The 24,606-nt window shown below is 70.7% G+C and carries 24 protein-coding genes and 1 pseudogene; 10 read left to right on the top strand and 15 right to left on the bottom strand.

Annotated features, from left to right (window positions below; all coding sequences use genetic code 11):
* The first annotated feature begins 7 nt into the window (after positions 1–7).
* The 3 genes from HYQ63_RS38960 to HYQ63_RS38970 are packed head-to-tail and all read left to right on the top strand — an operon-like array spanning position 8 to position 2,943.
* Positions 8–892: a carbohydrate ABC transporter permease gene (locus HYQ63_RS38960; RefSeq protein WP_179938430.1), complete on the top strand. Its 885-nt coding sequence runs from the start codon at positions 8–10 to the stop codon at positions 890–892.
* Positions 892–1,806, top strand: coding sequence for a carbohydrate ABC transporter permease (locus HYQ63_RS38965; RefSeq protein WP_179938432.1), 915 nt, complete (start codon positions 892–894; stop codon positions 1,804–1,806). The genes HYQ63_RS38960 and HYQ63_RS38965 overlap by 1 nt, the downstream gene beginning before the upstream one ends.
* Positions 1,807–1,857: 51 nt before the next feature.
* Complete coding sequence (locus HYQ63_RS38970; RefSeq protein ID WP_179938434.1) at positions 1,858–2,943, top strand: LacI family DNA-binding transcriptional regulator; 1,086 nt, start codon at positions 1,858–1,860, stop codon at positions 2,941–2,943.
* Here the strand turns inward: HYQ63_RS38970 and HYQ63_RS38975 are convergent.
* From HYQ63_RS38975 to HYQ63_RS38990, 4 genes are read right to left on the bottom strand one after another with little or no spacing between them, the layout of a single operon-like run.
* Positions 2,937–3,827 (bottom strand): carbohydrate ABC transporter permease, encoded by an 891-nt coding sequence (locus HYQ63_RS38975; RefSeq protein WP_179940986.1) that lies wholly within the window; start codon positions 3,825–3,827, stop codon positions 2,937–2,939. The two genes, HYQ63_RS38970 and HYQ63_RS38975, sit on opposite strands and share 7 nt — an antisense overlap.
* A gap of 58 nt (positions 3,828–3,885) precedes the next feature.
* Positions 3,886–4,782: a carbohydrate ABC transporter permease gene (locus tag HYQ63_RS38980; protein ID WP_179938436.1), complete on the bottom strand. Its 897-nt coding sequence runs from the start codon at positions 4,780–4,782 to the stop codon at positions 3,886–3,888.
* Positions 4,783–4,792: 10 nt separating this feature from the next.
* Complete coding sequence (locus tag HYQ63_RS38985) at positions 4,793–6,097, bottom strand: extracellular solute-binding protein (protein WP_179938438.1); 1,305 nt, start codon at positions 6,095–6,097, stop codon at positions 4,793–4,795.
* Positions 6,094–7,989, bottom strand: a complete 1,896-nt coding sequence (locus tag HYQ63_RS38990; protein ID WP_179938440.1) for a glycoside hydrolase family 2 protein — start codon at positions 7,987–7,989, stop codon at positions 6,094–6,096. The genes HYQ63_RS38985 and HYQ63_RS38990 overlap by 4 nt, the downstream gene beginning before the upstream one ends.
* 222 nt (positions 7,990–8,211) lie before the next feature.
* On the opposite strand from HYQ63_RS38990, the gene HYQ63_RS38995 reads away from it, so the two are divergent.
* Complete coding sequence (locus HYQ63_RS38995; RefSeq protein WP_179938442.1) at positions 8,212–8,688, top strand: hypothetical protein; 477 nt, start codon at positions 8,212–8,214, stop codon at positions 8,686–8,688.
* Between the two features lie 4 nt (positions 8,689–8,692).
* Here HYQ63_RS38995 and HYQ63_RS39000 read toward each other — a convergent pair whose 3' ends face one another.
* Complete coding sequence (locus tag HYQ63_RS39000; RefSeq protein ID WP_179938444.1) at positions 8,693–8,926, bottom strand: hypothetical protein; 234 nt, start codon at positions 8,924–8,926, stop codon at positions 8,693–8,695.
* A gap of 159 nt (positions 8,927–9,085) precedes the next feature.
* Between HYQ63_RS39000 and HYQ63_RS39005 the strand changes: the two genes are divergently transcribed.
* The 5 genes and pseudogenes from HYQ63_RS39005 to HYQ63_RS45745 all read left to right on the top strand — a co-directional run bounded on the left by HYQ63_RS39005 (position 9,086) and on the right by HYQ63_RS45745 (position 12,758).
* Positions 9,086–9,736 (top strand): GntR family transcriptional regulator, encoded by a 651-nt coding sequence (locus HYQ63_RS39005; protein ID WP_179938446.1) that lies wholly within the window; start codon positions 9,086–9,088, stop codon positions 9,734–9,736.
* 115 nt (positions 9,737–9,851) lie between these two features.
* Positions 9,852–11,027, top strand: coding sequence for a 4-oxalomesaconate tautomerase (locus tag HYQ63_RS39010; protein ID WP_373689239.1), 1,176 nt, complete (start codon positions 9,852–9,854; stop codon positions 11,025–11,027).
* A gap of 30 nt (positions 11,028–11,057) precedes the next feature.
* Positions 11,058–12,004, top strand: a pseudogene (locus HYQ63_RS39015) (catechol 2,3-dioxygenase).
* A 179-nt stretch (positions 12,005–12,183) separates the two neighbouring features.
* Positions 12,184–12,456, top strand: a complete 273-nt coding sequence (locus HYQ63_RS45740; protein WP_306664888.1) for an MFS transporter — start codon at positions 12,184–12,186, stop codon at positions 12,454–12,456.
* Entirely contained in the window at positions 12,456–12,758 is a 303-nt protein-coding gene (locus HYQ63_RS45745; protein ID WP_306664868.1) for a hypothetical protein, read from the top strand. Before HYQ63_RS45740 ends, HYQ63_RS45745 begins: the two co-directional genes overlap by 1 nt.
* A 7-nt stretch (positions 12,759–12,765) precedes the next feature.
* On the opposite strand, the gene HYQ63_RS39025 is transcribed toward HYQ63_RS45745, so the two are convergent.
* From HYQ63_RS39025 to HYQ63_RS39065, 9 genes are all read right to left on the bottom strand, one after another.
* Positions 12,766–13,230, bottom strand: a complete 465-nt coding sequence (locus tag HYQ63_RS39025) for a zinc-binding dehydrogenase (RefSeq protein WP_257232439.1) — start codon at positions 13,228–13,230, stop codon at positions 12,766–12,768.
* A 47-nt stretch (positions 13,231–13,277) separates the two neighbouring features.
* Entirely contained in the window at positions 13,278–14,231 is a 954-nt protein-coding gene (locus tag HYQ63_RS39030; protein ID WP_179937750.1) for an IS481 family transposase, read from the bottom strand.
* Between the two features lie 68 nt (positions 14,232–14,299).
* Entirely contained in the window at positions 14,300–14,935 is a 636-nt protein-coding gene (locus HYQ63_RS45750) for an alcohol dehydrogenase catalytic domain-containing protein (protein ID WP_306664869.1), read from the bottom strand.
* 39 nt (positions 14,936–14,974) lie between these two features.
* On the bottom strand, positions 14,975–15,844 hold the full coding sequence (locus HYQ63_RS39040; RefSeq protein ID WP_179938450.1) for an ATP-binding cassette domain-containing protein: 870 nt from the start codon (positions 15,842–15,844) through the stop codon (positions 14,975–14,977).
* Positions 15,841–17,661: a dipeptide/oligopeptide/nickel ABC transporter permease/ATP-binding protein gene (locus HYQ63_RS39045; RefSeq protein ID WP_179938452.1), complete on the bottom strand. Its 1,821-nt coding sequence runs from the start codon at positions 17,659–17,661 to the stop codon at positions 15,841–15,843. Before HYQ63_RS39045 ends, HYQ63_RS39040 begins: the two co-directional genes overlap by 4 nt.
* Positions 17,658–18,599, bottom strand: coding sequence for an ABC transporter permease (locus HYQ63_RS39050; RefSeq protein WP_179938454.1), 942 nt, complete (start codon positions 18,597–18,599; stop codon positions 17,658–17,660). The genes HYQ63_RS39045 and HYQ63_RS39050 overlap by 4 nt, the downstream gene beginning before the upstream one ends.
* Before the next feature lie 29 nt (positions 18,600–18,628).
* Complete coding sequence (locus HYQ63_RS39055; RefSeq protein ID WP_179938456.1) at positions 18,629–20,134, bottom strand: ABC transporter substrate-binding protein; 1,506 nt, start codon at positions 20,132–20,134, stop codon at positions 18,629–18,631.
* Between the two features lie 35 nt (positions 20,135–20,169).
* Positions 20,170–21,057 (bottom strand): sugar phosphate isomerase/epimerase, encoded by an 888-nt coding sequence (locus HYQ63_RS39060; RefSeq protein WP_179938458.1) that lies wholly within the window; start codon positions 21,055–21,057, stop codon positions 20,170–20,172.
* A 48-nt stretch (positions 21,058–21,105) separates the two neighbouring features.
* On the bottom strand, positions 21,106–22,209 hold the full coding sequence (locus tag HYQ63_RS39065; RefSeq protein ID WP_179938460.1) for a Gfo/Idh/MocA family protein: 1,104 nt from the start codon (positions 22,207–22,209) through the stop codon (positions 21,106–21,108).
* A 203-nt stretch (positions 22,210–22,412) separates the two neighbouring features.
* Between HYQ63_RS39065 and HYQ63_RS39070 the strand changes: the two genes are divergently transcribed.
* On the top strand, positions 22,413–23,660 hold the full coding sequence (locus HYQ63_RS39070) for an ROK family transcriptional regulator (RefSeq protein ID WP_179940988.1): 1,248 nt from the start codon (positions 22,413–22,415) through the stop codon (positions 23,658–23,660).
* Positions 23,661–23,708: 48 nt separating this feature from the next.
* Here HYQ63_RS39070 and HYQ63_RS39075 read toward each other — a convergent pair whose 3' ends face one another.
* Positions 23,709–24,515: an IclR family transcriptional regulator gene (locus tag HYQ63_RS39075; RefSeq protein WP_179938462.1), complete on the bottom strand. Its 807-nt coding sequence runs from the start codon at positions 24,513–24,515 to the stop codon at positions 23,709–23,711.
* Positions 24,516–24,606: the final 91 nt, after the last annotated feature.

The raw sequence follows: 24,606 nt of genomic DNA on the forward strand, positions 1-24,606 counted from the left end.
GGCCCGCATGATCCGCTCCCAGCGCTGGAAGGGGGCCGCCTTCACGCTGCCCTTCCAGCTCGGCTTCGTCTTCCTCTACCTCATCCCGGTCGGCTACGCGGTCCACCAGTCCCTGTTCCGGGAGCAGCGGTCCGGCCTCGGACTCGGGGGCGCCACGGTGACGTTCGCCGGACTGGACAACTACCGGCACGGCCTGACCGATCCCGCGTTCATCAGCTCCGTCCTGCGGGTGGTCCTGTTCGCCTGTGTCCAGATCCCGGTCATGCTCGCCATCAGCCTGCTGCTCGCCCTGTGCCTGGACGCGCTCACCGCGCGGGCGGCCGCCCGGTTCCGGATGCTGCTGCTGATCCCGTACATGATCCCCGGGGTGGTGGCCGCCATCGTGTGGATCAACCTCTACAGCCCCGATGTCGGCCCGCTGACCTCGCTCGGCGGGCTCTTCGGGAGCTCCTGGAACTTCTTCGCGCCCTCGATGGTCTGGCCGTCCATCGGCAACCTGCTGACCTGGCACGGCATCGGCTACAACATGGTGATCATCTACGCGGCGCTCCAGGCGGTGCCCCGCGAGCTGTTCGAGGCCGCCCGGCTGGACGGCGCCTCCGAGACGCGCATCGCGCTGAGCATCAAGATCCCGCAGGTGCGCGGAGCGCTGGTGCTGACCGGCATGCTCTCCATCATCCAGATGCTCCAGATCTTCAACGAGCCCGCGCTGTTCCGGAACGTCACACCCCAGACGGTCAGCGACAGCTTCACCCCGATCATGATCGTCTACAACCAGGCGTTCAACGCGGGCAACTACCACTACGCCGCGGCCCTGTCGGTGCTGCTCGCCCTCGTCCTCGGCGTGGCCTCCTTCCTCTTCTACCGGCTGACCTCGAAGGAGACCGACTGATGGTGATGACGGAATCCGCCACCGAACGGTCCGAGGAGCGCACCGTACGGCGGCTCGCCCGCCCGGACCCGGCCGCGCGCGGGCGGGGCGGCCAGCGTTTCCTGCTGCTCGGCCTGATCCTGGCCGGTGCGTACAGCCTCTTCCCGGTGTGGTGGCTGATCGTCGCCGCCACCAAGGACCGGAGCGGGCTGTACCAGACGAACGGCCTGTGGTTCTCCGGCATGCACCTGTGGGACAACCTCCACCAGCTGGTCACCTACGACCACGGCATCTTCCTGCGCTGGACCGCCAACTCGTTCCTGTACGCCGGGGTGGGTTCGCTGGGCGGCACCCTCATCGCGCTCGCCACCGGATACGGCCTGGCCCGCTTCGACTTCCCCGGGCGCGGTGTGGTGTTCGCGTGCGTCGTGGGCTCGTTCCTGATCCCGATCGCCCTGCTCACCCTCCCGCTGTACCTGCTGTTCTCGTCCATCGGGCTGGTCGACACCCCCTGGGCCATGCTCATCCCGTGTCTGATCAACCCCTTCAGCGTGTACCTGGCCAAGGTCTACACCGAGTCCACGGTCCCCTTCGAACTCCTGGAGGCGGCCCGCCTGGACGGCGCCGGGGAGCTGCGGATCTTCTTCGGCATCGTGCTGCGGATGATGGCCACCGGTGGCGCCACCGTGTTCCTGCTCGCCTTCGTCAACACCTGGAACGCCTTCTTCCTGCCGCTGACCGTGCTGCGCGGCGAGGAGAACTGGACCCTCAACCTGGGCCTGTACAACTGGACCGGCAAACGGCTGGAGTCCGGCATCGACCTGACCAGCCTCGTCCTGACCGGCGCCCTGCTGTCGATCGTGCCGCTGGCCGTCATGATGACCGCGATGCGCCGCTACTGGCGCACCGGCGTCACCCTGGGCGCCCTCAAGTAAGCACATGGCCCGTCGGTACCGTCCGCCACCGGCAGCGCCTAGGATCGCCCGGTGACCGCCGCGAACCAGCAGACCGGGAAGAGTGAGGCGTCACCGGGCGAGACGCGTGCGGGCGCGGCCCGGAGCGCCACCGTCAAGGATGTGGCGACGCTCGCCGGGGTCTCCCCGAAGACCGTGTCCAACGTCATCAACGGCTTCGCGCATGTGGCGCCCGCGACCCGCGAGCGGGTCCAGCGGGCCATCCGGCAGCTCGGCTACCGGCCCAACCGGGCCGCCCGCAATCTGCGCCGCGGCAGCACCGGCATGATCGCGCTGGTTCTGCCGGAGCTGGACGTCCCGTACTTCGCCGAACTCGGGCGCCACTTCCTCACCACGGCCGAGGAACACGGCCGCACCCTGCTCATCGAGCAGACCCTCGGCGACCGGGACCGGGAGGCGTCCGTCATCAACGGTCTCGGCGACCACATCGTGGACGGCGTGGTGGTCAGCCCGCTCGCCCTGCACGGCAGCGCGCTCGCGGGCCATCTCGGCGCGGTGCCGCTCGTGCTCATCGGCGAACGCCCCAGCGGCGGACTCACCGACCACGTCGTCATCGACAACGTGGCCGCCGCCCGGGAGGCGGTGACCCATCTGATCCGCGGCGGCCGTCGCCGCATCGCCGCGGTCGGCCCGCAGCCCGAGCCGTACATCGGTACGCCGCTGCTGCGCAGGACCGGCTACCGCCAGGCGCTGGAGGCGGCCGGGCTGCCGCTGGACCCCCGGCTGGAGCGCGAAACCCCCCGCTACCACCTGCGGGAGGGCGCCCGGGCGATGGACGCGCTGCTGGACGGGGCCGAACCACCCGACGCCGTGTTCTGCTTCAACGACGCGCTGGCGCTCGGCGCGCTGCGCACCCTGTACGAGCGCGGGCTACGGGTCCCGGAGGACGTGGCCGTGATGGGCTTCGACGACATCGAGGCCACCCGCTACAGCACGCCCAGCCTGAGCACCGTCGCACCGGACAAGGGCGCGATCGCCCGCCACGCCGTCAGCTTGCTGCTGGAGCGGATCGACGCGCCGGGCCGGCCGCCCCGGGAGGTCGTCGTCGGGCACACGCTGTGCACCCGCGAGTCCACCGAGGACGGGGCCGGTCACTGACCTCCCAGACCGGTGGTGGCCACCGACTTCACGATGCGGCGCTGGAAGAGCATGAAGACGATCAGCAGCGGGAGGGAGCCGAGGACCGAGGCGGCCGACTCCTGGGCGTTCCGCAGCCCGGTGGAGTCCTTCACGGTCGACAGCCCCACCGGCAGCGTCATCAGCTGCGGATCGCTGGTGCTGATGAACGGCCAGAGGAAGTTGTTCCACGTGTTGATGAAGACGAAGATGGCGACCGCCGCCAGGATCGGCCGCGACAGCGGCAGCACCACGTTCCAGAACACCCGGAAGCTGCCCGCGCCGTCGATCCGGGCCGCCTCCTCCAGCTCGCGTGGAATGCCGTCGAAGAACTTCTTCAGGATGAACACCATCGCGGGCGCCACCACCTGCGGCAGGATCACCGCCGCATAGGTGTCGACGAGGTTCATGGCGAGCATCTGCCGGAACAGCGGCACGATCAGGATCTGCGGCGGCACCATGATCGAGGCGACGATGACGGCGAACAGCACCCGGCGGCCGCGGAAGAGGGTGCGCGAGAACGCGTACGCGGCCATCGCCGAGACGGATACGGTGAGCGCCGTGACGCACACGGCGATCAGGACGCTGTTCACCGCCCACACCGGAAGGTTGCCCTGACCGAAGATGGTCCGGTAGGCGTCGAGGGTGAAGCCCGCGTCGGGGAGCCAGTCGACACCCGACGCGCTCGCGTCGACCTCCGACTTGAACGACGTGTCCACGCCCCAGCCGAACGGCACCAGCCAGGCCACCGCCATCAGCGCCAGCGCCAGCAGCGTCAGGACGCGGGGGAGGGGGCCCGTCCCGAGCGTGGGATGCCAGGCCCGGCCGCCGCCGTGGCGGCGCCGCCGGGCCACCTCCCGGGGCATGGTCGAGCGCGGCTTGTCCTGCGTACGGGGTGGGAGTGTCTCGGGGGCCATGGCGGGATCAGTCCTCCCTGCGCGAGAAGATCTTCAACTGGGCGAGCGAGAGGATGATGATGACTCCGAAGAACACGTACGAGACCGCCGAGGCGTAGCCCAGCCGGTAGTTGGTGAAGCCGGTGTCGTAGATGTACTCCAGGATCGGCCGGGTGGACCCGTCGGGGCCGCCCCTGGTCAGCAGGTAGATCTGGTCGAACACCTTCAGCGACGCCATCACCTGCAACACCGAGATCATCGCGGTGGTCCGGCGCAGCTGGGGCAGCGTGACCGACCACAGCCGGCGCCATGCCCCGGCGCCGTCGAGCGCGGCCGCCTCGTAGAGGTGGTCGGGGATGGCCTGGAGCGCGGCCAGGTAGAGCAGGAAGTTGAAACCCACCGTCCACCACAGGGTCACCAGCGCGAGGGACCACATCGCGTACTTCTCGTCCGTCAGCCAGCCGATGCCGTCGATCCCGACCAGGTCCAGCAGGCCGTTGAGCATGCCCCGGTCCGGCTGGTACAGCATGTTCCAGATCTGGTAGACCACCGCGACCGGCAGCAGATGCGAGGCGAAGAAGGACAGCCGCCACAGCCACTGCCCCGGCATCCCCGTGTACACCAGCAGGGCCATCACGAGCGCCAGAGCCACCAGGGGGACGGTGGACAGGACGGTGAACCAGACCGTGTTGCCGAGGGTCTGCCACACCTGGCCGTCGCCGAGCGCCTCGGTGAAGTTGTCCAGCCCGACGAAGGTGCTGCCGCCGGCCCCGGTCAGGCTCGCGTCGGTGAAGCTCATCCACAGGCCGATGCCGAGCGGCACGACGAGGAAGAGCCCGAAGAACACCAGGAAGGGGGTGGCGAAGAGCCATCCGGTGGAGCCCGGAGGCCGTGGCGTCATGACGATGCTCCTTTCCGTTGCCATTCCGTCGCCATCAGGCCGGATTCGGCTGGGCCAGCAGGGTGTTGATCTGGGACACCATCGTGCGCACCGCCTTCGCCGGGGACGAGCCGCCGATCGCGGGATCGAGCGCCTGGGACATCCGCGTCTGGAAGTCCGAGCCGGAGCCCGCGAACCACACGGGCGGGTCGAGCGCGAGCTGCTTCGCGGCGCCCGCGTACTCGGACTGCGGACGCAAGCGGGCGTACGCCGCGGACGAGACCGCCGGTGTGTACGCCGGGATGTGACCGGCCGCCGCCCACTGGAGCCCGGACCTGACCAGCCCGGCGACGAACTGGTGGGTGCGCCGCCGCCGTTCGGGATCCGGGTCGTCCTGGTGCGGCAGCACCAGCGCATGGCTGTCGGCCGCGCCCGCCGGACGGTCGTAGAAGGTGGGGATGGGGGCGCCGCCCAGCCTGTCCTTCAGGGCCGACTGGTAGGTGGCCATGTCCCACTCGCCCGAGAAGATCATCGGTGAGCGGCCGCCCGCGAAGGTGGCGATCGCCGTCTGGACGTCCATGGTGCGGCTGTCGCGTGCCAGGTCGGCCATGAAACGCACCACCTCCACGGCGGTGTCCTCGTCGATCTCGGCCCGCTCGCCCGTGAGGTCGAAGGTGGCGCCGGTCTGGCTGAACAGCGACCAGAACATCCGCCAGCTCATCGCCGGGTCGTTGGAGTGGCCGAAGACCGGCCCGAGCTTGCCGCCGGACCGGCGGAGCTTGTCCATCAGCTCCAGGGCGTGCCGCGGCGATTCGAAGGGCACCAGCTGCCCTTCTCCGTTGAGCAGACCCGCCTTGCCCAGGACGTCCCGGTCGAAGAAGACCACGAAGGGGTGGGTGTCCAGCGGGATGGCGTACGGAGTGCCCTGGTACAGGCTCCGCTTGACGAGCGTGGCGTTGAGGTCGTCCTGCTTCAGCCCGAACTCGGCCAGCAGGTCCATGTCCCACGGGTCGAGCAGACCGCCGGGGGCGTAGCCCGCCAGCCGGGTGAGGTGCATGATGGCCACATCCGGTGAGCGGCCGCCTGCCGAGGCCATCGCGAGCTTGGTGTAGTACGGCGGGCCCCACTCCAGCACCGTCGTCCTGACCTTGAGACCCGGTACCCGCTTCTCCACGCCCCGCGTCAGGGACTTCATCAGCGCGCCGTCGGGTCCGGTGAACAGGTTCCAGTAACGGATCTCGTCCGCGCTCGTCACGCTCCCGGCGATCGAACCGCAGCCGCTGAGCGCGGACGCGGTGGCGGCCGCTCCCGCGCCGTACACCGCCCCTCTCAGCAGGCCGCGCCTGGTGAGACCGGTCATCGTCCCTCCTCGCCGGACGGGCGCTCGAAGGCGGCGGGGCGCAGCTGGGCGGCGCGCACCCGCGCCACGTCCAGCTTGCGGCCGCGGTCGAAGCGGTAGACGCCGTTCTGTTCCTGGAAGACATCGGTGAGCTGGGTGTAGCAGTAGCCGAACATGTGGGGGTCGTCCAGCAGCGCCGCGGTCAGCCCGGCGAAGCGCTCGTGGAACTCCTCCTCGCTCCTCGGTCGCCGCCCATAGCCCCAGGACACCTCGCGGTCGTCCCCGGCGGCGGCCGCGGCCTCCTCCGGATTCCACCAGATGCCGCCGAACTCGCTACAGAAGTACGGCTGGCCGCGGTACGGCAGCGACCACACCGCGTCGGTGTCCCGCCTGCCGGGGTTCCCCGCGCGGTCGGGGTTGATGAACGGTTCGTCCTTGTCCAGCCCCGCCATCTGCCGCCGGAACGCCTCCGGGTCCTGCTCGTAGCTGTGCGCGTCGTAGACGTCGGTCTCGGCCACGCGATGGGAGTAGCCGGAGGCGTCCAGCACCGGGCGGGAGGTGTCGGCGGCCTTGGTGGCCAGGAACATGGCCCGGGTGACATCGTCCAGGACGGTGTGCCGGTCGTGGAGTTCCTGGTGCGTCTCGTTGAGCGGGCACCAGCCGACGATCGACGGATGGGAGTAGTCCCGCTCCACGGCCTCCAGCCACTGTGCGACGAAACCGGCGGTCGGCTGCTGGTTGTCCCGGCTGGTACGCCCCTGACTCGCCCCCCAGTCGCCGAACTCGCCCCACACCAGATAGCCCAGCCGGTCCGCGTGGTGCAGAAACCGCTCCTCGAACACCTTCTGGTGCAACCGGGCCCCGTTGAAGCCCGCCGCCAGCGACAGTTCGATGTCGCGGACGAGGGCGGCGTCGTCCGGCGCGGTCATCAGCCCGTCCGGGTACCAGCCCTGGTCGAGGACGAGCCGCTGGAAGACGGGGCGGCCGTTGAGCAGCAGCCGCTTGCCGTCGATGGCCACCGACCGCAGCCCGGCGGTGCACGCGGCGCTGTCCACGACCTTGCCGTCGGCATCCAGCAGCTCGATCCGTATCCGGTACAGATGCGGATCCTCGGGAGCCCACGGCCGCAGGCCCTCCTCGGGCAGCGCGAGCACCGGACGGGGCGCCAGATCGAGGTCGGCGCGCACCGTCGCCTCCGCCACCGCGGCACCGTCCGCGTCGCTCACCCGGGCCCTGATGCGGTGGCCGGGGCGGTTGGCGCTGAGCGGCAGTTCGAGGTGGAACGCCCCGGAGCCGAGGTCGGGGGTGATGCGGGGCCTGCGCAGATGGACCTCGGGCACCGGCTCCATCCACACCGTCTGCCAGATGCCGGTGGTGCGGGTGTAGTGGCAGTCGCTGTTGGCGTACTCGGTGGCCTGCTTGCCGCGCGCCTGCGGACCGTGCCGGGCGTCCCGGGCCCGTACGACGATCACCACCTCGGCCTCGCCCCCGGCCGCGCCCGCCACATCGCCGAGGTCGGCGGTGAAGGAGGTGAACCCGCCGCTGTGCCGGGCCACTTCGCGCCCGTCGGCCCACACCGTGGCGTCGTGGTCGACCGCCCCGAAGTGCAGCAGCACCCGCCGCCCGGCCCAGGACGCGGGGACCCGCACCGTACGCCGGTACCAGACGGCGGGGTGGAAGTCGGTGTCCCCGGTCCCCGACAACGCGGACTCCGGACAGAACGGGACCAGGATCCGCCCGTCCAACTCCTGGTGGACCAGGCCGCGTTCGAGGCCGCTGTCGCCGGGATCGAAGGCGAACTGCCAGGTGCCGTTGAGGTTCAGCCAGTCCTCGCGGACGAAACCGGGGCGCGGGTATTCGGGTCGTGGAACATCGTTCGGTATATCGGGCGGCGGTGTGTCGGCGCGAGACATGGTCAACTCCGGGGCGCTGGCGGGCGGTTCAGCGGGCAGGGGTATGCCATCACCCGCTTACATCGTTGTAAAGACCTGATACACCTCGGGTTTCTTGAGCCGGAAGAGGCGTGCCCGGCGGGGTTCATGGACACTCGGCAGCCGCCGACGCAGACTGGCCCCATCTCCAGGACCACCCCGCACACCCCCGGGGCTCGCCCCGGCCGACCCGCTGGAGGCGTCGTGGCCGTGCAGATCTGTTCGTTGATCGTCGCCGAGCCGCAGGTGATCCCGCCCGGCGGGTATCGCGTGGTGCGGTTCCCCTTCGGCACCGCCGAGTCCTACGACGCGCTGGGCATGCATCAGGTGGCCCAGCCCGACGGCTACAGGATCAAGAACTGGCGCACCGATGACCGCGCGGGCCTGATCTGGCCGTCGGTCGGCGGATGGGGTGCGCTGACGGCGATGATCCAGTGGGAGGCCGGGGGCTACAGCGAATTACGGGACCGCTTCGTACGGGATCCGCTCGGGCTGTCGACGGGCCCGGACTCGACCGCCACCGACCACCGGCCGCCGAGCCGCGGCATGCAGTGCTTCACCAAGCACCACGAAATCTTCGTGCATCCGCAGACGCCGCTGGCGCTGATGGTCTCGCACAACAGCGGCTCTTCGGTGAGGCTGGTGCTCGCCGAGTTCAAGCTGGCCATCCATCAGGTCTGAGGGGTCACACCTCGCCCTTCTTCACCTTGTACAGCTCGATGTCCTCGTTCGCGAAGAGATGGACATAGCCGCAGTCCCAGCAGACCAGCCCGGTCGCGGACTCATTGGCCCAGGCGAGGTTCATGAGTTCCATCCCGGTGCTGTTCAGCTTCACCCGGCGGTTCCGGAAGAGACCGCCCTGGCAGAACATGCACGTGATCCATCGGTCCCCGATGGCCGCACGCACGGGCTTGGACATGCCCCTCCCCTTCCCGCCACCGAAGTGGCCTGCTCTCTCTGCTGCCGGCGCCTGATCAGCATAGTCGGGGCTTTCTGTCGGCAATGTAGCCAACTAAATTGTTGACAATCTTGTTGGCCTAGATTTACCTTCGACACGCACTCACTCAGGGAGAGCACGATGCCGAAGGAAGCCCGTCCAGGCACCGGAGAACAGGCCAAGCAGCATGCGCTGACCCAGCTGAGGCAGGCGATTCTGGCCGGCGAGATGGCACCGGCGCAGCGGCTGGTGGAGAACGAACTCGCCGAGCAGTTCGGGGTGACCCGGGCCAGCATCCGCGCGGCCCTGATCGACCTGGCCTCGGAAGGGCTGGTGGAACGGATCCGCAACCGCGGATCGCGGGTGCGGGTGGTGTCCGTCGAGGAGGCGGTGGCCATCACCGAATGCCGCATGGTCCTCGAAGGGCTGTGCGCGGCCAAGGCGGCCGTCGAGGCCAGTGAGGAGCAGCTGACCGAACTGGCCGACCTGGGCACGGCGATGTCCAAGGCGGTCGCCGACGGCGAACCGATGACGTACTCCCGGCTCAACCACGAGCTGCACGGCCGGATCAGAGAGATCTCCGGTCAGCAGGTGGCCGTGGAACTGCTGGAGCGGCTCAACGCGCAGCTGGTGCGCCACCGTTTCCAGCTGGCTCTGCGGCCGGGGCGTCCCCAGCAGTCCCTGAGCGAGCATCTGGCCATGATCGAAGCGATCAGGGCCCGGGACCCGCAGGCGGCCGAGGCGGCCGTCCGCACCCACCTCGCGGGCGTGATCGACGCATTGCGCGAATGACGCGTCGCGTGCAGGGCGCGCTCGAGGTGGGCCATCGACCCGTCCACCGAGGGGATTTCAGGGCGCCCAGGGCACCGTCAAGGCCACGGCGGGTTCCGTCAATGTGCCGGTCGTGCTGGGCGGGCAGTGTGTCCGCCCCGGCGATGCCGTCCTCGCCGACGACGCCGGGGTGCGCTGCATGCTGATGCGCGGCGGCACCTCCAAGGGCGCCTACTTCCTGGCCGAGGACCTGCCCGGCGACCCCGCGGAACGCGACGACCTGCTGCTGCGGGTCATGGGCAGCCCCGATCCACGGCAGATCGACGGCCTGGGCGGAGCGCATCCGCTCACCAGCAAGGTCGCCGTCGTCTCCGCCTCCGGCAGCCCGGACACCGATGTCGACTATCTGTTCCTCCAGATCGGTGTGGACACGGCCGAGGTGTCCGACCGGCAGAACTGCGGCAACCTCCTGGCCGGGGTGGGCCCGTTCGCCGTCGAACGTGGCCTGACCGCACCCGGGGACGGCCGGACGTCGGTGCGCATCCGGATGGTCAACAGCGGTGACCGCGCCCTCGCGACCTTCGCCACCCCGGACCGTCGGGTGGTGTACGAGGGCTCGACGGAGCTCTCCGGGGTGCCGGGAACGGCCGCGCCGGTGGTGATCGAGTTCCAGCGGGCCGACAGACCGCTGCTGCCCACCGGCCGCGCCCGCGACATCGTCGCCGGCACGCCCGTCACCTGCGTGGACAACGGCATGCCGACCGTGCTGATCGCCGCGTCCGCCCTCCAGGTCACCGGCCGCGAAGCCCCGGAGGAGCTGGAGGCCGCCGCCCACCTCGCCGCCCGTCTCCAGGAGATCCGGCGGGCGGCGGGGCGGCTGATGGGCCTGGGCGACATCGGCGGCACGACCGTGCCCAAGCTCAGCCTGCTGGCCCCGCCCACACACGACGGCACCGTCATGACCCGCACCTTCGTCCCCGTCCGCTGCCATACGGCCATCGGTGTGCTGGGCGCCGCGAGCGTCGCCGCGGGCCTGCGCGTCCCCGGAAACGTCGGCCAGGACATCGCCCGGCTCCCGGCGGCGGGGGAGCGGCTGCGCATCGAACACCCCACCGGATTCCTGGACATCGACACCGACACCGACGTCGACACCGGCACCGCTACCGACACCGACACCGACACCGGCACCGGCACCGGCACCGGCACCGACGTCGACAACGGCGGTGGCACGTCGCCCGTGGCCCGCCGTACGGCCGTCGTCCGTACCGCACGGAAGCTCTTCGACGGCACGGTCTTCCCCCGCCCCGTCTGAACCGCACCCCCCACCCTCGCGGAGTTGCCGATGGCCCCGCCACTCGGCGACATCGCCCACCTCGGGCATGTCGAACTGCTCACCCCCGACCCGGACCGCAGCCTGTGGTTCTTCACCACCCTCCTCGGCCTGACCGAGAACGGCCGCTCCGGTGACTCGGTCCACCTGCGGACCTGGGACGACTACGAACACCACAGCCTGACCCTCACCGCACACCGGACCTCCGGCATCCGCCGCACCGCGCTGCGCGTGTCCGGCGAGGACGCCCTCCGGCGCCGGGTCGAGGCGCTGGAGAACGCCGGTCACGGCGGCCACTGGGCCGAGGACGAACCGGGCATCGGCCCGCTCTACGTCACCCGCGACCCCGACGGCCATGAACTCGCCCTGTACTGGGAGAGCGAGTGGTACGGGGCACCGCCCGAGCTGAAGCCCGGCCTGAAGAACCAGCCCCAGGCCAAACCCGCCCACGGCGTGGGCGTCCGCCGCCTCGACCACGTCAACTTCGTCGCCGCCGATGTCGAGCCCGACGCCGTCTTCACCCGCGATTGTCTAGGCGCCCGCCCCACCGAGCAGATCGTCCTCGACACCGGACGGCTCGCCGCCCAGTGGCTGACCTTCACCAACAAGTCGTACGACATCGTCTACACCGAGGACTGGTCCGGCTCCCACGCCCGTCTGCACCACATCGCGTTCGCCACCGACACCCGCGAGGACATCCTGCGCGCCGCCGATCTGTGCCTGGACAACGGCGTCCACATCGAGACCGGCCCGCACAAGCACGCCATCCAGCAGACGTTCTTCCTCTACGTCTACGAGCCGGGCGGCAACCGCATCGAGCTGTGCAACCCGCTCACCCGCCTCGTCCTGGCGCCCGACTGGCCGCTGATCACCTGGACCCAGGCCGAGCGGGCCAAGGGCCAGGCCTGGGGTCTGAAGACCACGTCCTCCACACCCACGGCACACCGCCCGTCGACTGACCCTCCCTCCAGCTCTTTTGAGGGGCCTCCAGGAGGAGAGGAAACCCCCGATGTCCCCGACAACCGCCCCCGCCGGAACCCGCGGCATACGACTGGCCGCCGTGGTCGTCGGCCTGTGCTGGATGGTCGTCCTCTTCGACGGCCTCGATCTGTTCATCTACGGCGCCGCGCTGCCCGGCATGGTCGACGACCCGGATCTCGGGCTCACCCCCGACCGGGCCGGTGACCTCGGCAGCTACGCCACGTTCGGCATGCTGCTGGGTGCCCTGTCCGCGGGCACGCTCACCGACCGGGCCGGGCGCAGATCGGTGATCATCGGCTGCACCGTGGTGTTCTCGCTCGCCTCGGCCCTGTGCGCCGCGGCCCCCACCCTGGGTGTCTTCGGGGCGGCCCGGTTGGCGCCCGCGTCGCGGCCGTCTGGTTCGGCTGCACCGCCCTCGGCATCTTTCTGATGGGCATCCACATGCCGCTGGCGCTCACCTATGCCGTCGTGTTCCTGACCGGTCTGTGGCTCTTCAGTGCCCAGACCATGGTGTACGCGACGGTGTCCGGTCGCTCCACCACCGGGAACCGGGCCACCGCCGTCGGCTGGACCTCCGGCATGGGCCGCTTCGGCGCCGTCTTCGGCCCATGGCTCGGCGGTCGGCTCGTCGACGGCGACGCGGAGGGCTGGGGCTTCACCGTGTTCGCCGTCACCGCGCTGCTCGCCACCGTCCTGATCGCCCTGACCGGCGTACACCGGGCGGGTGCCTGAGAGGGCGTCAGGCGCGGCGCATCTCCAGCACGACCTTGCCCCAGGCGTGGCCGGACTCCACCTCGTGCAGGGCGGCTTCGGCCTCTTCGAAGGGGAAGACCCGGTGCACCCGCGGGTCCAGTCGGCCCGCCGCCACGCGGCGCGCCAGCTCGGCGAGTGTCCGCGGCGTGCTGTTACGGGTCAGCGGCCGGGCGCCGAACCGGGCCGCCGTCCCGGGGTCGGCCACCGTGAGGATCCGGCAGCCGAGCCGGATGAGCGCCGCGACACCATCGAGCGCGTCCCCGCCCACCAGGTCCAGAATCGCGTCGGGGCCCTGAGGCAGGGCCGCCTTCAGCTCCTCGGCGACGTGGCCGCTGTCGTAGGGGACCGCGGTGGCGCCCAGTGAGGTGACGAACTCCCGCTTGGCCGCGGCCGCGGTGCCGACGACCGACACCCCGGCCTCGCCCGCGATCTGCGCCGCCGCGACACCCACGCCGCCCCCGACGCCCAGGATCAGCAGGGTCCCGCCGGGCGCCGGACCTAGGTGTGTTGTCCGGAGAGGTTGGTGATGCGGCTGGCTGGGGTGTGGCCGCTGATTCCGGTGTGGGGTCGGTGGAAGTTGTACCAGTCCAGCCAGTCGGGAAACGCGGCCTGCCGTTCGGCTTCTGATGTGTAGGGCCGCTGGTAGGCCCATTCATCGAGCAGGGTGCGGTGGAAGCGTTCGACCTTCCCGTTCGTCTGCGGGCGCCAGGGGCGGGTCCAGCGGGGGCTGATGCCCAGGTCACGGCAGGTCTGCCGCCAGGTGTTCTTACTGTAGGCCCAGGCGTTGTCGGTCAGCACCCGCTCGACGGTCACGCCGCGTGCGGCGAACCAGGCGGCAGCTCGTCGTAGGAAGGCCGCGCAGGTGGCCGCCTTCTCGTCGGACAGGTTCTCGGTGTAGGCCAGGCGGGAGTGGTCATCCAGCGCGGTGTGCAGGAAGGCATAACCGGTCCCGCTCTTGTTCTTGCGGCCGGCCACGCGGCCCAGGACTTTGTGACCGCCGCCGTCGGGGATGCGGCCGAGCTTCTTGACGTCGATGTGGACCAGCTCGCCGGGGCGGGAGCGTTCGTAGCGGCGGACGGGTTCGCCGGTGGCCCGGTCCAGCGCGGCCAGCGGCGGCAGGCCGTGGCGTTGAAGGATGCGGTGAGCGGTGGAGGCGGCGACGCCAGAACGGGCGGCCAGCCGCAGCGGGCCGATCCGGTGTTCACGGCGCATCCGCAGCACCCGCTCCTCCACACAGGCGGGCGTCCGGCGGGGTGAGTGATGGGGGCGGCTGGAACGGTCCTGCAGACCCGCTGCCCCGTGGCGGCGGTAGCGTCCGGCCCAGCGGGCTGCGGTGGTATGGCTGACCTGAAACCGTTCGGCGGCCTGGCGCAGCGGCCAGCCGTCCTCGACGACACAGCGGGCCAGACGCAGCCTGCCGGTCGGAGTCAGCGGGGCGTTACGGTGGATCAACGAGGGCCTCCTGCGTGCCGGTGGTAGATGTCGCAATCCACACCGAAACCAGAAGGCCCTCGCCTCGTTCAAGCACCACTCACGGCGAGTCGCCCGTCACCAACGTCCCCGGACAGCACACCTAGGGGGTGTCCGCACAGTCCCGTCGGGCCCGCGACGCCTGGCACGCACGCTCGCTGCGTTGTCGGGATCACCCGAGTAGGCCCACTACGAGGGCGACCCTCCGCCTTGCGATCGCACGCACCAGACGCCGCGGGCTGATCCGACGCGACTGTGCGGACACCCCCTAGCACGCCCACCGCGTCGTACCCGGTTCCCGCCGCGATGGGCAGCGCCGCCGCGTCGGTGAAGGAGACCCCGGCGGGCTTCGGCGCCGTCCGGTCCGCCGTCAGGACGGCGAACGGTGCGTAGCCGCCGCAGCCCGCCGCGCTGCTGCCGAACACCGGGTCGCCGACGGAGAAGCCGGTGACGCCCTCGCCCACCTCCTCGACCGCCCCCGCCACCTCCCGGCCGAGAACGGCGGGCAGGTCGAGGTGGAGGAAACCGCGGTGCATCCCGGCACGGACCTTCCAGTCCACCGGGTTGACACCCGCCGCGTACACCGCGACCAGCAGCTCACCGGGGCCGGGCACGGGTTTCGGCAGATCGAGGAAGGCTTGCGTCTCCGGTCCGCCGTACCGGGTGAAGCCATAGGCGTCGGGCACGGTGTGTCTCCCCGCGTCGGTGGTTTTCGCGGACACGTCCTACGACCCCGACGCCGCGAAACCGCGGCGCTGTTCACGGCGGTCCCGCTGCCGGTCCGGGTCGGGGACGAGGGCCGCGAGCATGAGCCGTTGCGTGTAGCGGTGCTGTGGCCGGGTCGTCACCGCCCGGGTGTCACCGGACTCCACGATCTCCCCGCGGTACATGACGGCCACCCGGTGGCTGATGCGGCGCACCACGGACAGGTCGTGGGTGATGAACAGATACGCGACGCCGGTGCGCTCCTGGATCTCGATGAACAGGTCCAGCACCCGGGCCTGCGTGGACAGGTCCAGCGCGCTGACCGGCTCGTCGCACACGATGAGCCTGGGGTCGCGGCACAGGGCCCGAGCGATGGCGATGCGCTGGCGCTGCCCGCCGGAGAACTCCCGGGGAAGCCGGTGCGCGGCGTCCGCGGGCAGACTGACCTGGTCGAGCAGTTCGCGGATGCGCTCGCCCGCCGCCCCGCGTGACACACCGGCCACGAGCAGCGGCTCGGTGAGGATGTCGCCCACGGTCATCGCCGGGTTCAGCGAGGTGTAGGGGTCCTGGAAGACCACCTGGATCTCGTCGCTGAGTGCCCGCCGCTCCCGCGCGCCCAGCCGCGAGATGTCCCGGCCCGCGTAGGCGATCCGGCCCTCCGTGACGGGGGCCAGGCCGAGCACCGCGCGCCCGAGCGTGGTCTTCCCGGAGCCGGACTCGCCGACCAGCCCCACGGTCTCGCCCGCCCTGATGTCCAGCGAGACCCCGTGCAGCGCCCGGAACGGCGGGGTGCGCCACCCCTTGGCGGCGTACTCCACCACCACCCGGTCCACTTCCAGGACGCTGCCGTGCGCCGGGGTGTCCGGCTGAGGTGTCGGATTCGTCGTCATGCCTTCTCCTGCACGGTGGTGCGGGCCGAGGGGCCGTCGTCGAGCGGGGTACGGGGCGGGGCGTCTTCCAGCGTCGACGCCAGCAGCATCCGGGTGTACGCGTGGTGCGGGTTGGCGAAGAGCTGCCCGACGGGGGCCGACTCGACCACCTTCCCGGACCGCATGACCACGACGTGGTCGCAGATGTCGGCGACGACGCCGAAGTTGTGGGTCACCAGGACCATGCCCATCCGGCGCTCCCGCTGGAGCTCCCGCAGCAGGTCGAGCACCTCCGCCTGGACGGTGACGTCCAGCGCGGTGGTCGGCTCGTCGGCGATCAGCAGATCGGGGTCGCACGAGACCGCACCGGCGATCAGCACCCGCTGCGCCATGCCACCGGAGATCTGGTGCGGGTACGCGTCGTACACGCGCTCCGGCCGGTCGATGCCGACGCGCTCCAGCAGGGCCAGGGCCCGCTTCCGCGCCTCACCGGGCGAGATCTTCAAGTGCAGCCGCATGGGGTCGGCGAGCTGGCTGCCGATGCGGAACGAAGGGTCCAGGTTGGACATCGGTTCCTGCGGTACGTACGCGATCCGCCGGCCCCGCAGGCCGCTCATGGCCTTGCCGCCCGGGCGCCGCAGATCCTTTCCGTCGAAGGAGAGACCGTCGGCCTCGCGACGCGCCTCGGGAGGCAGCAGGCCCAGGACGGAGAAGGCGGTCTGGCTCTTCCCCGACCCCGACTCGCCCACCAGCCCGACGACTTCGCCGTGGCGGACGCTGAGCGACACCCCGTCCACGACCGTGGCCTCGCCGTCGCGGGTGGGGTACGACACCCTCAGGTTCCGTACGGTGAGCAGCGCGTCGCCGTCGTCGTCGCGAGCCGGGGAGTCGGCAGGCGGGGAATCGGGCGCCTTCGTACGCCGGGGGCGGCGGGCGGGAGCCGCCTGGCCGCCCTCCAGCAGGGTGTCCCGCAGCGCGTTGGCGAGCAGCCCGACCGAGGCGACCGTGACGACGATGGCGACTCCGGGCGCCACCAGCAGCGTGGGCTCGATGTACAGGTTGGCGAACGCCTCGTTGAGCATCGCACCCCAGCTGGCCTCGCTCGCCGAGCCCAGACCGAGGAACTCGATGCCCGCCTGGATGACGACGGCGACCCCGAACATCTGCGCCGCCTGGATGATCGTGGGCGCCTGCACCACCGGCAGGATGTGGCGGCGGACGATCCGCAGGTCGTTCAGGCCCGAGACCCGGGCCGCGTCGACGTAGAGTTCCTCGCGCACCGAGGTCACCGAGGCGCGCACGAGGCGGAAGACGCCCGGCGCGAGGATGACACCGAGCACGGTCATGGCCGCGTTGGCGTCGGGGCCGATCGCCGCGATGGCCACCAGCAACACCATGATCGCGGGCGCGGCCATCACGAGGCTGGCCACCCAGCTGAACGCGGCGTCGACCCAGCCCCGGTAGTAGCCGCTGACCAGGCCGGTCGGGACGCCGATCAGCAGCGCCACCGCGACCGCGAGGAACGCGCCCAGCAGGCTCACCCGCCCGCCGTACAGCAGCCGCGCCAGGACGTCCCGGCCGACGCTGTCGGCGCCGAACGGATGGGCGGCGCTCGGCGAGGCGAACGTGTCGAGCAGCGAAGGACGGGTGGGGCTGTGGGAGGTGAGCAGCGGGGCGAACACACTGGCCAGGACCAGCAGCGCCAGGACCGTCAGGCAGGCCACCGCCACCGGGTTGCGCAGCAGGCGGCGCCCCACACCGCCGCGGCGGGGGAGTGCGCCGTCCGCACCGGGCGCGTTCGGGGTGGCGAGCGTGGTCTCGCCGGGGGGATTGGTCATCGTACGCGCACCTTCGGGTTGAGCCAGCCGTAGGCGACGTCCACCAGCAGGTTGACCGCCACCACGATGAACACCAGATACACCACGACGCCCATGACCAGCGGAGTGTCTCCGTTGGTCGACGCCGTGACCGCCGCCGAACCGACCCCGGGCAGCCCGAACACCTTCTCGGTGATGACGGCGCCCCCGACCAGGCCGATGAACTGGAGGGACAGCACCGTCAGCGCGGGCGGCGCCGCGTTGCGCAGCACATGCCGGAACAGCACCCGGCGCTCGCTGATCCCGCGGCTGCGCAGGGTCCTGACGAAGTCCTGGCGCAGCACGTCGATCACCGAGCCCCGGACCTGCTGGGCCGTCGCCGCGATCACACCGATGGACAGCGAGACGGCGGGCAGGGTGATCGACTGGAACCATCCCGAGGGCGACGCCGCGAACGGCACGTATCCCGTGGCGGGCAGCCAGCGCAGCTTGACCGCGACGATCACGGAGAGCGCCAGCGCCGCCAGGAAGCTGGGGACCGCGTAGCCGAGGATCGCCAGCACCTGGACCACCCGGTCGAGCCAGCCGCGGCGGACGGCGGCGGCGACCCCGAGGACGATGCTGAGGACCGTCGCGAGGATCAGCCCCGCCACCACGACCGACAGGGTCACCGGCACCTTCAGAGCCAGGCTGGTGGCCACCGGGTCGCCGCTGAACCAGGAGACGCCGAAGTCACCGCGGACGGCGTGGCCCAGCCAGCTTCCGTACTGGCTGATCCAGGGGCGGTCGAGGCCCAGCTCATGGGTTTTGGCCGCCACTTGTGCCTGGGTGGCCGTGTTCCCGGAGATGTTGCGCACGGCGTCCGTGCCGGTGAGGCTCATCATCGCGAACGCCGCCGTCGCAAGGACGTAGAGGAGCACCAGCCCGGCCGCCACGCGGCGTATGAGGAAAGTCAGCATCGCAATCCTGTCTTTCTGTGGTTCTGCCGTCAGGCTGCCGGGGTCATCTGGTAGATCGGGATGGCCGACTCGAACGGCTGCGGTGTCACCTTGATGCTGTTCGAGACGCCGTGGACGGAGTCGAGAACGTCCCAGGGGGCGTTGAACGCGTTCGTCTGCACATACCGGTTGATCTGCTTGAACAGGTCGTTCTGGCGGGCGCCGGTGGCCTTCCGGGCGGTGGTGATGAGCTTGGCGAGCTTCGGGTCGAAGTCCTTGGCCGGGTTCCAGGCGGCGTCCGCGGTGAGCTGGGTGGAGATATAGTCCCAGGGCCGGTACGAGGCGAGCTTGAACCACGACATCGCGTACTTGCCCCGCTGGAGCGCGGTGAACAGCTCGGTGGACGGCACCTTCTTGGTCTTCACCTTGACGCCGATGTCCTCCAGCGCCTGGGTCATCACCGCCTGCTGGGCCGCCGCCACCGACGACACGTCGGGCATCGTCACCGTGAAACCGTGCGGATATCCCGCCTCGGCGAGCAGCTTCCTGGCCTTCTCGGGGTCGTAGGGGTACGTGCTCTGGAGCGACTTCTCATAGGCGCTGCTCTCCGGGATGGCCATCTGGGAGGTCGCGGAGGCGTATCCCATGTTGATCTTCGTGGCGATCGCCTCGCGGTCGAAGGCGTAGTTCAGGGCCTGCCGGACCTTCACCTTGCCCAGGGCCGGCACGATCTTCCCGGCGCGGTCCCAGATGTACAGGCCCTCGACGGCGTCCACGTGCGAACTCACCTGGAGACCACGGCCCTTGACCTGGCTCGCGCTCCGGGGATCGATCCGCGCCCAGTCCACCTGCTCGCCCAGCAGCGCGTTGAGGCGGGCGGTCGGGTCACTGATCGTCCTGATGACGATCTTGTTGAAGGGGAACGCCTTGGTGTTCCAGTAGTCGCGGTTGCGGGTGAAGGTGTAGACGCTGCCGTTGGTCGTGCCGGACTTGTTCAGCACATACGGCCCCGAGCCGACCGGGCCCTTCTTGCCGTCCAGCGCCTTCGGGCTGGCCACCATGCCGGACGGATCGCCCAGGCTGGTGATGAGCGAGGGATCGGGCGCCGACAAACGGATGGCCACCGTGGAGGGGTTCACGACGTCGACGGTGCTGATGGCCCTCAGCTTGCCCGCGGCCTCGTTCGTGCCCGCCTTGGTGTGCAGCAGGTTGGCCTTCACCGCGGCCGCGTCCAGGGCGGTGCCGTCGGTGAACTTCACCCCCTTCCTGAGCTTCATCGTCAGCACGGTCCGCGAGGTGTCGTACCGCCACGACGTGGCCAGGTTGGGCGTCGCCTCCGCGTTCTTGTCCAGGCGGACCAACGAGTCGAAGACCGGCTCGTAGTAGTTGATGTAGTCCCCCAGACCGGCCGAGGCCAGATCCCAGGGGGTGGCGGTGACCCCCACCGCGAGGGTCAGTGTCCCGTCGCCGTCCCCCATGCCGGAGACGGCGCCGCCACTGCACGCCGTCGCGGACACGAGGGCGAGAGCGGTCCCTGCCAGCCCCACTCGTCGCATCGCGCACCTCCTCACCTTGTGCCGTCGCGCGTCGTTCAGTGCGTCTGCCGGGCCCACTGGCCGCACAGCCGGATGCTTTCCTCGGCGGTGTCCTGCGCACCCCGGTCGACCTCGATGATCAGCCAGCCGTCGAAGTCGGCGGGCAGCTCCGCGAGGAGCCCCGGGATGTCCACCGAGGCGTGCCCCGGTTCGGCCCACAGGCCCGCGAGGACCGTCGTGCGGTAGTCCAGGTCCTCCGCCTTGCCCCGGGCGGCCACATCGGCGTGGTAGTCCTTGATGTGCATCGCGGCCACCCGGTCCCCGTAGTCGCGGAGGAGGCCGGGCACGTCGGCGCCGGCCCAGCCCAGGTGGCCGATGTCCGGGCCGAAGGAGAGGGTGTCCGCGGGCACGGTGTCGAGGATGAAGCGGGTCTCCTCCTCGGTCTCCGCCCAGGTCCCCACGTGCGGGTGGAAGGCCGCGGCCACCCCGTTCGCCCGGGTGGTCTCGCCCATCTTCGCGAACACGTCCCGCACCCGCTCCAGCCGTCCGCGGTCGGACTCCGCGCCCACCGCCGGCCGCTTGACCCTGGGTGCCTCCTTGGACATGCCGGTGGCCACGAAGACCGTGGACAGGCCGAGTTCGGCCTGCTGCTCGCTGATCCGGGCCGTCTTGTCCAGATGCGCCCGCAGGCTCGCTTCGTCCTCCGGCAGCGGGCCGGATATGTAGCCCGGTGCGGGCGCGAGACCGTGGTCGGCGAGCAGTTTGCCGTACTCGGCGGCCGTCATGTCCGCGGGCACGTCGGCGTGCACCGCGCGGAGCCCCGCATCGCTGATGATCTTCAGCCGCTCGGGGAGCGGCGGCGCCAGGGTGGGGTCGATCCAGCCGTCCTCGGTCTGCACGAACTGAAGGGGGTTGATCGCGATCTTCTTCGCGCGGATCGTCATGCGGGTCTTCTTCCTCACGTGGTGGGTGGTCGGGAGTGCGGGGGCGGGTCAGACGGAGAAGCGCGGCTCGGGGCGGTCGCAGGTGCTGTCCAGCGCCACGACACGCGTCTGCGTGGAGGCTTCCTCCACGGCGCACATCGCCTCCAGCACGTGGAAGGCGAACGAGCCGGTCGCGCGGTGCGGGGAGCCCTCGACCGCGTCCGCGAGGTCGCGCACCCCGAGACCGCGACGGGCCTGCTCCTTGGTGCCGACGGCGCCGAACAGGCCGACCACCGGCTCCAGTACGGACCACTCGGCGTCGCCGTGCCGCTTGAGCCGCACCTCGCCGTCGAAGTGGTTCGGGTTCGCCAGGGACAGCGTGCCGCCGGTGCCGTAGATCTCCATGTACGGCAGGTCGGTGTCCCAGATGTCGAAGCTCATCTGCATCGTTCCGATGGCCCCGGAGGCGAAGGTGAGCACGGCCGCGGCGTGGGTCGGGACCGTGACGTCGATCGAGTCGACGGCCCGGCCGGGCGCGGTCACCGTCCGCCGCTCCGCCCCGATCCGGCTCGATCCGGTGACGGTCCGGATGGGGCCCAGCAGGTTGACGAGGATGGCGAAGTAGTACGGCCCCATGTCCATCACCGGGCCCCCGCCCTCCTGGAAGAGGAAGCGCGGGTCCGGATGCCACGTCTCCGCCTTGCTGTGGCTGATGAACGCCGAGGCGCCGACCGGCGTTCCGATGAGCCCGTCGTCGATGGCCTTGCGCGCCGTCTGGCTCGCGCTGCCGAGGAACGTGTCCGGCGCCGAGCCGAGGACGCGCCCGCTCCGGGCGGCCGCTTCGAGCACGGCCCGGCCCTCCTCGACCGTCGCGGCCAGGGGCTTCTCCACGTACACATGCTTGCCGGCCTCGAGGGCGGCGATGGTGGTGCGCGCGTGGTGCACCGGCGGGGTCAGGTTGACGACGATGTCGACCGACTCGTCGGCGTACAGCTCCGTGTCATCGCCCCAGGCCGGTATGGAGTGGTCGGCGGCGGCCTGCTTGGCCCGGGCAACATCGATGTCGGCCACGCGCACGATCTCCAGCTCCGGGTGGCGGGCCAGGCCGGTGACGTACCGGCCGAAGATGTTGCCGCTGCCCAGGATGCCGATCCGATGCGTCTGCTTGGCCATGAACGTGATTCCTTTCCGGAATGCGACGGGGGGTCATGCGAGCTCTGCCGCCCACACCGTCTGTTAGTTCGCCTGGCCATGGCAAGACGCCGCTTTTAGTTTTTTCTCTTGACTAAAGCTGGCCCAATGTTCAGCCTGTCGAGCAGGCCGGAGCGCGGCCGGAACGCCATTGGGTGCATGAGGGAGCGATTAGGTACGTGACAGTGCATAAAAGTGAGCGGCGCGCTACCGATACGGCCCTGCTGCCCGCGGTGCCTTCCGCGTTGCGCAGCGTGCTGGATCTCGTGGTGTCGGGCGAGGCGACCAGCCGTGCGGAGATCGCGCGGCGCAGCGGCCTGGCCCGGTCGACGGTCGGACAGCAGGTCGACCATCTCGTCGGGCGGGGCATCCTCCAGGAGCTGGGGTCGAGCGAATCGGTGCGCGGTCGGCCGCCGAGGGTGCTGACGCTCAGTCCGCGGGCGGGAACCATCGCCGTGGCGGACGTCGACACGCTGGAATCCCGGGTGGCGATAGCGGACCTCACCGGGCGCGTGATCGCGCAGGAGACCGTGGACATCCGGGTCGACGCGGGACCGGACGCGGTGCTGGAGACGGTGACCGGGCGTCTGACGAGCCTGCTCGCGGCACACGAGCGCGACCCGGACCGGGTCCGCGAAGTGGTGATGGGGCTGCCCGGGCCGGTGGACTTCCAGCGCGGCTGCCCGGTGCAGCCGACCGGAATGCCCGGCTGGGACGGCTATCCGGTCGCCGAGTGGCTGACCAGGACCTTCCGGGCGCCCGCCGTCGTGGACAACGACTCCAACCTGATGGCGCTCGGCGAGGCCGGTCAGGACGGGATGGACACCCCGCTGCTGTGCATCAAGATCGCGACCGGTATCGGGGCCGGTGTCATCACCACGGACGGCGAGGTGTACCGGGGCGCGGACGGGGCTGCCGGGGACATCGGCCACATCCCCGCCGTCGGCGGTGGCGACGCCCTGTGCTCCTGCGGCAACGTCGGCTGCGTCGGGGCGATCGCCTCCCACCGCAGCATCCTGCGCGGCCTCGGCATCCCCGAGTCGACCGAGGACGACCCGCTGCACGGAGTGCACGTCCTGGCCGAACGCGTCGCCGACAACGACCCGCCCGCGGTGCGCGCGCTGCGGCAGGCCGCCACCGAGATCGGCGAAATAGCCGCCATGCTGGTCTACATGTTCAACCCGCGCACGCTGGTGCTCGGCGGCCCGCTCAGCGAACTCCGCGACGACCTCCTCTCCGGAGTCCGCGCCGCCGTCTACCAGCGCGCCCTGCCGCTGGCCACCCGCAAGCTGACCATCACCACGGCCCAACTCGGCAACAGCTCAGGGGTCCACGGCGGCATCGCCCTCGCCACCCGGGACGTCTTCAGCCCCGAGGGCATCGCCCGGATGCTGGTCGAGGACGCCGCGGGCGCGCCCGCGGCCGGGCGCTGACGGGCTCAGAGCGGGGGACTGGCGGTGTCAGGGCGGGGGCTGACGGTGTCAGAGCGGGGCGCGGTGCGCCTCGAAAATGGCGAGGCGTGAGGTGATGGCGCGGGACGCCTCGGTCAGCGCGGAGTGCATCCGGGGGATGCTGCTGCCCGCCGTGGGTGCGATGACCGCGAGGGCGGCCAGGTACGCGTGGGCCAGGCCGCGCACCGGCACCGCGACGGCGAGGTAGCCGGTACGGGCCTCCTCGACCTCCACGGCATAGTCCTGCTCCCTGATCCGGGCCAGCTCGGCGGGCAGCCGGGCGGGGGTGAGGGTGCGGGGCGTGGGGCGGTCCATCAGCGGGATCACCCTGGACAGCGGGTACTGCTCGGGGAGCATCGCGAGGGTGAGCTTCCCCGCGGCGCTACAGTGCAGCCGCAGGCGCCGCCCGCCCGCGGTGGACCGGGCCCGGTTGCGGTGCCGTCCGGCGTTCTCGATGCACAGCAGTTCCGAGCCGCTGGGCACGGCCAGGTTCACCGCGTTGTCGAGCTTCTGCGCCAGGTTCTCGATGACGGGCCTGGCGGCCTCGCGCAGGGTGCGCTGGCGGGGTGCGCGCAGGCCGATCTCGTAGAGCTGGAGCCCGAGCCGGTACTTGGCGCCCTCCCGCTCCAGGAGATTTCCGGCGACGAGTTCCTGGCACAGCCGGTGGACGGTGGCCTTGGCGACCCCGGTACGGGCCGTCAACTCCGCGAGACTGAGAGCGAAGTCGTTGTCCCGGAAAGCGGACAGAATGAGGCCGACCTTGCCGAGAACCGACTTGGGCGTCCCGCCGAGCTGCCGCGGATCTTTGTCCTTTTCGGCATACACGTACCCAGTCACTGCGCTTGACCTCCTCACGGCCACCAAAGCCGAGGAAGAGAACGATAGGCGCTTTTCAGGGAGGCCGAAAGAGAGCGCGATGAGACCCGCG

Origin of the sequence: Streptomyces sp. Rer75 (assembly GCF_013414305.1) — a bacterium.
Lineage (GTDB): Bacteria > Actinomycetota > Actinomycetes > Streptomycetales > Streptomycetaceae > Streptomyces > Streptomyces himastatinicus.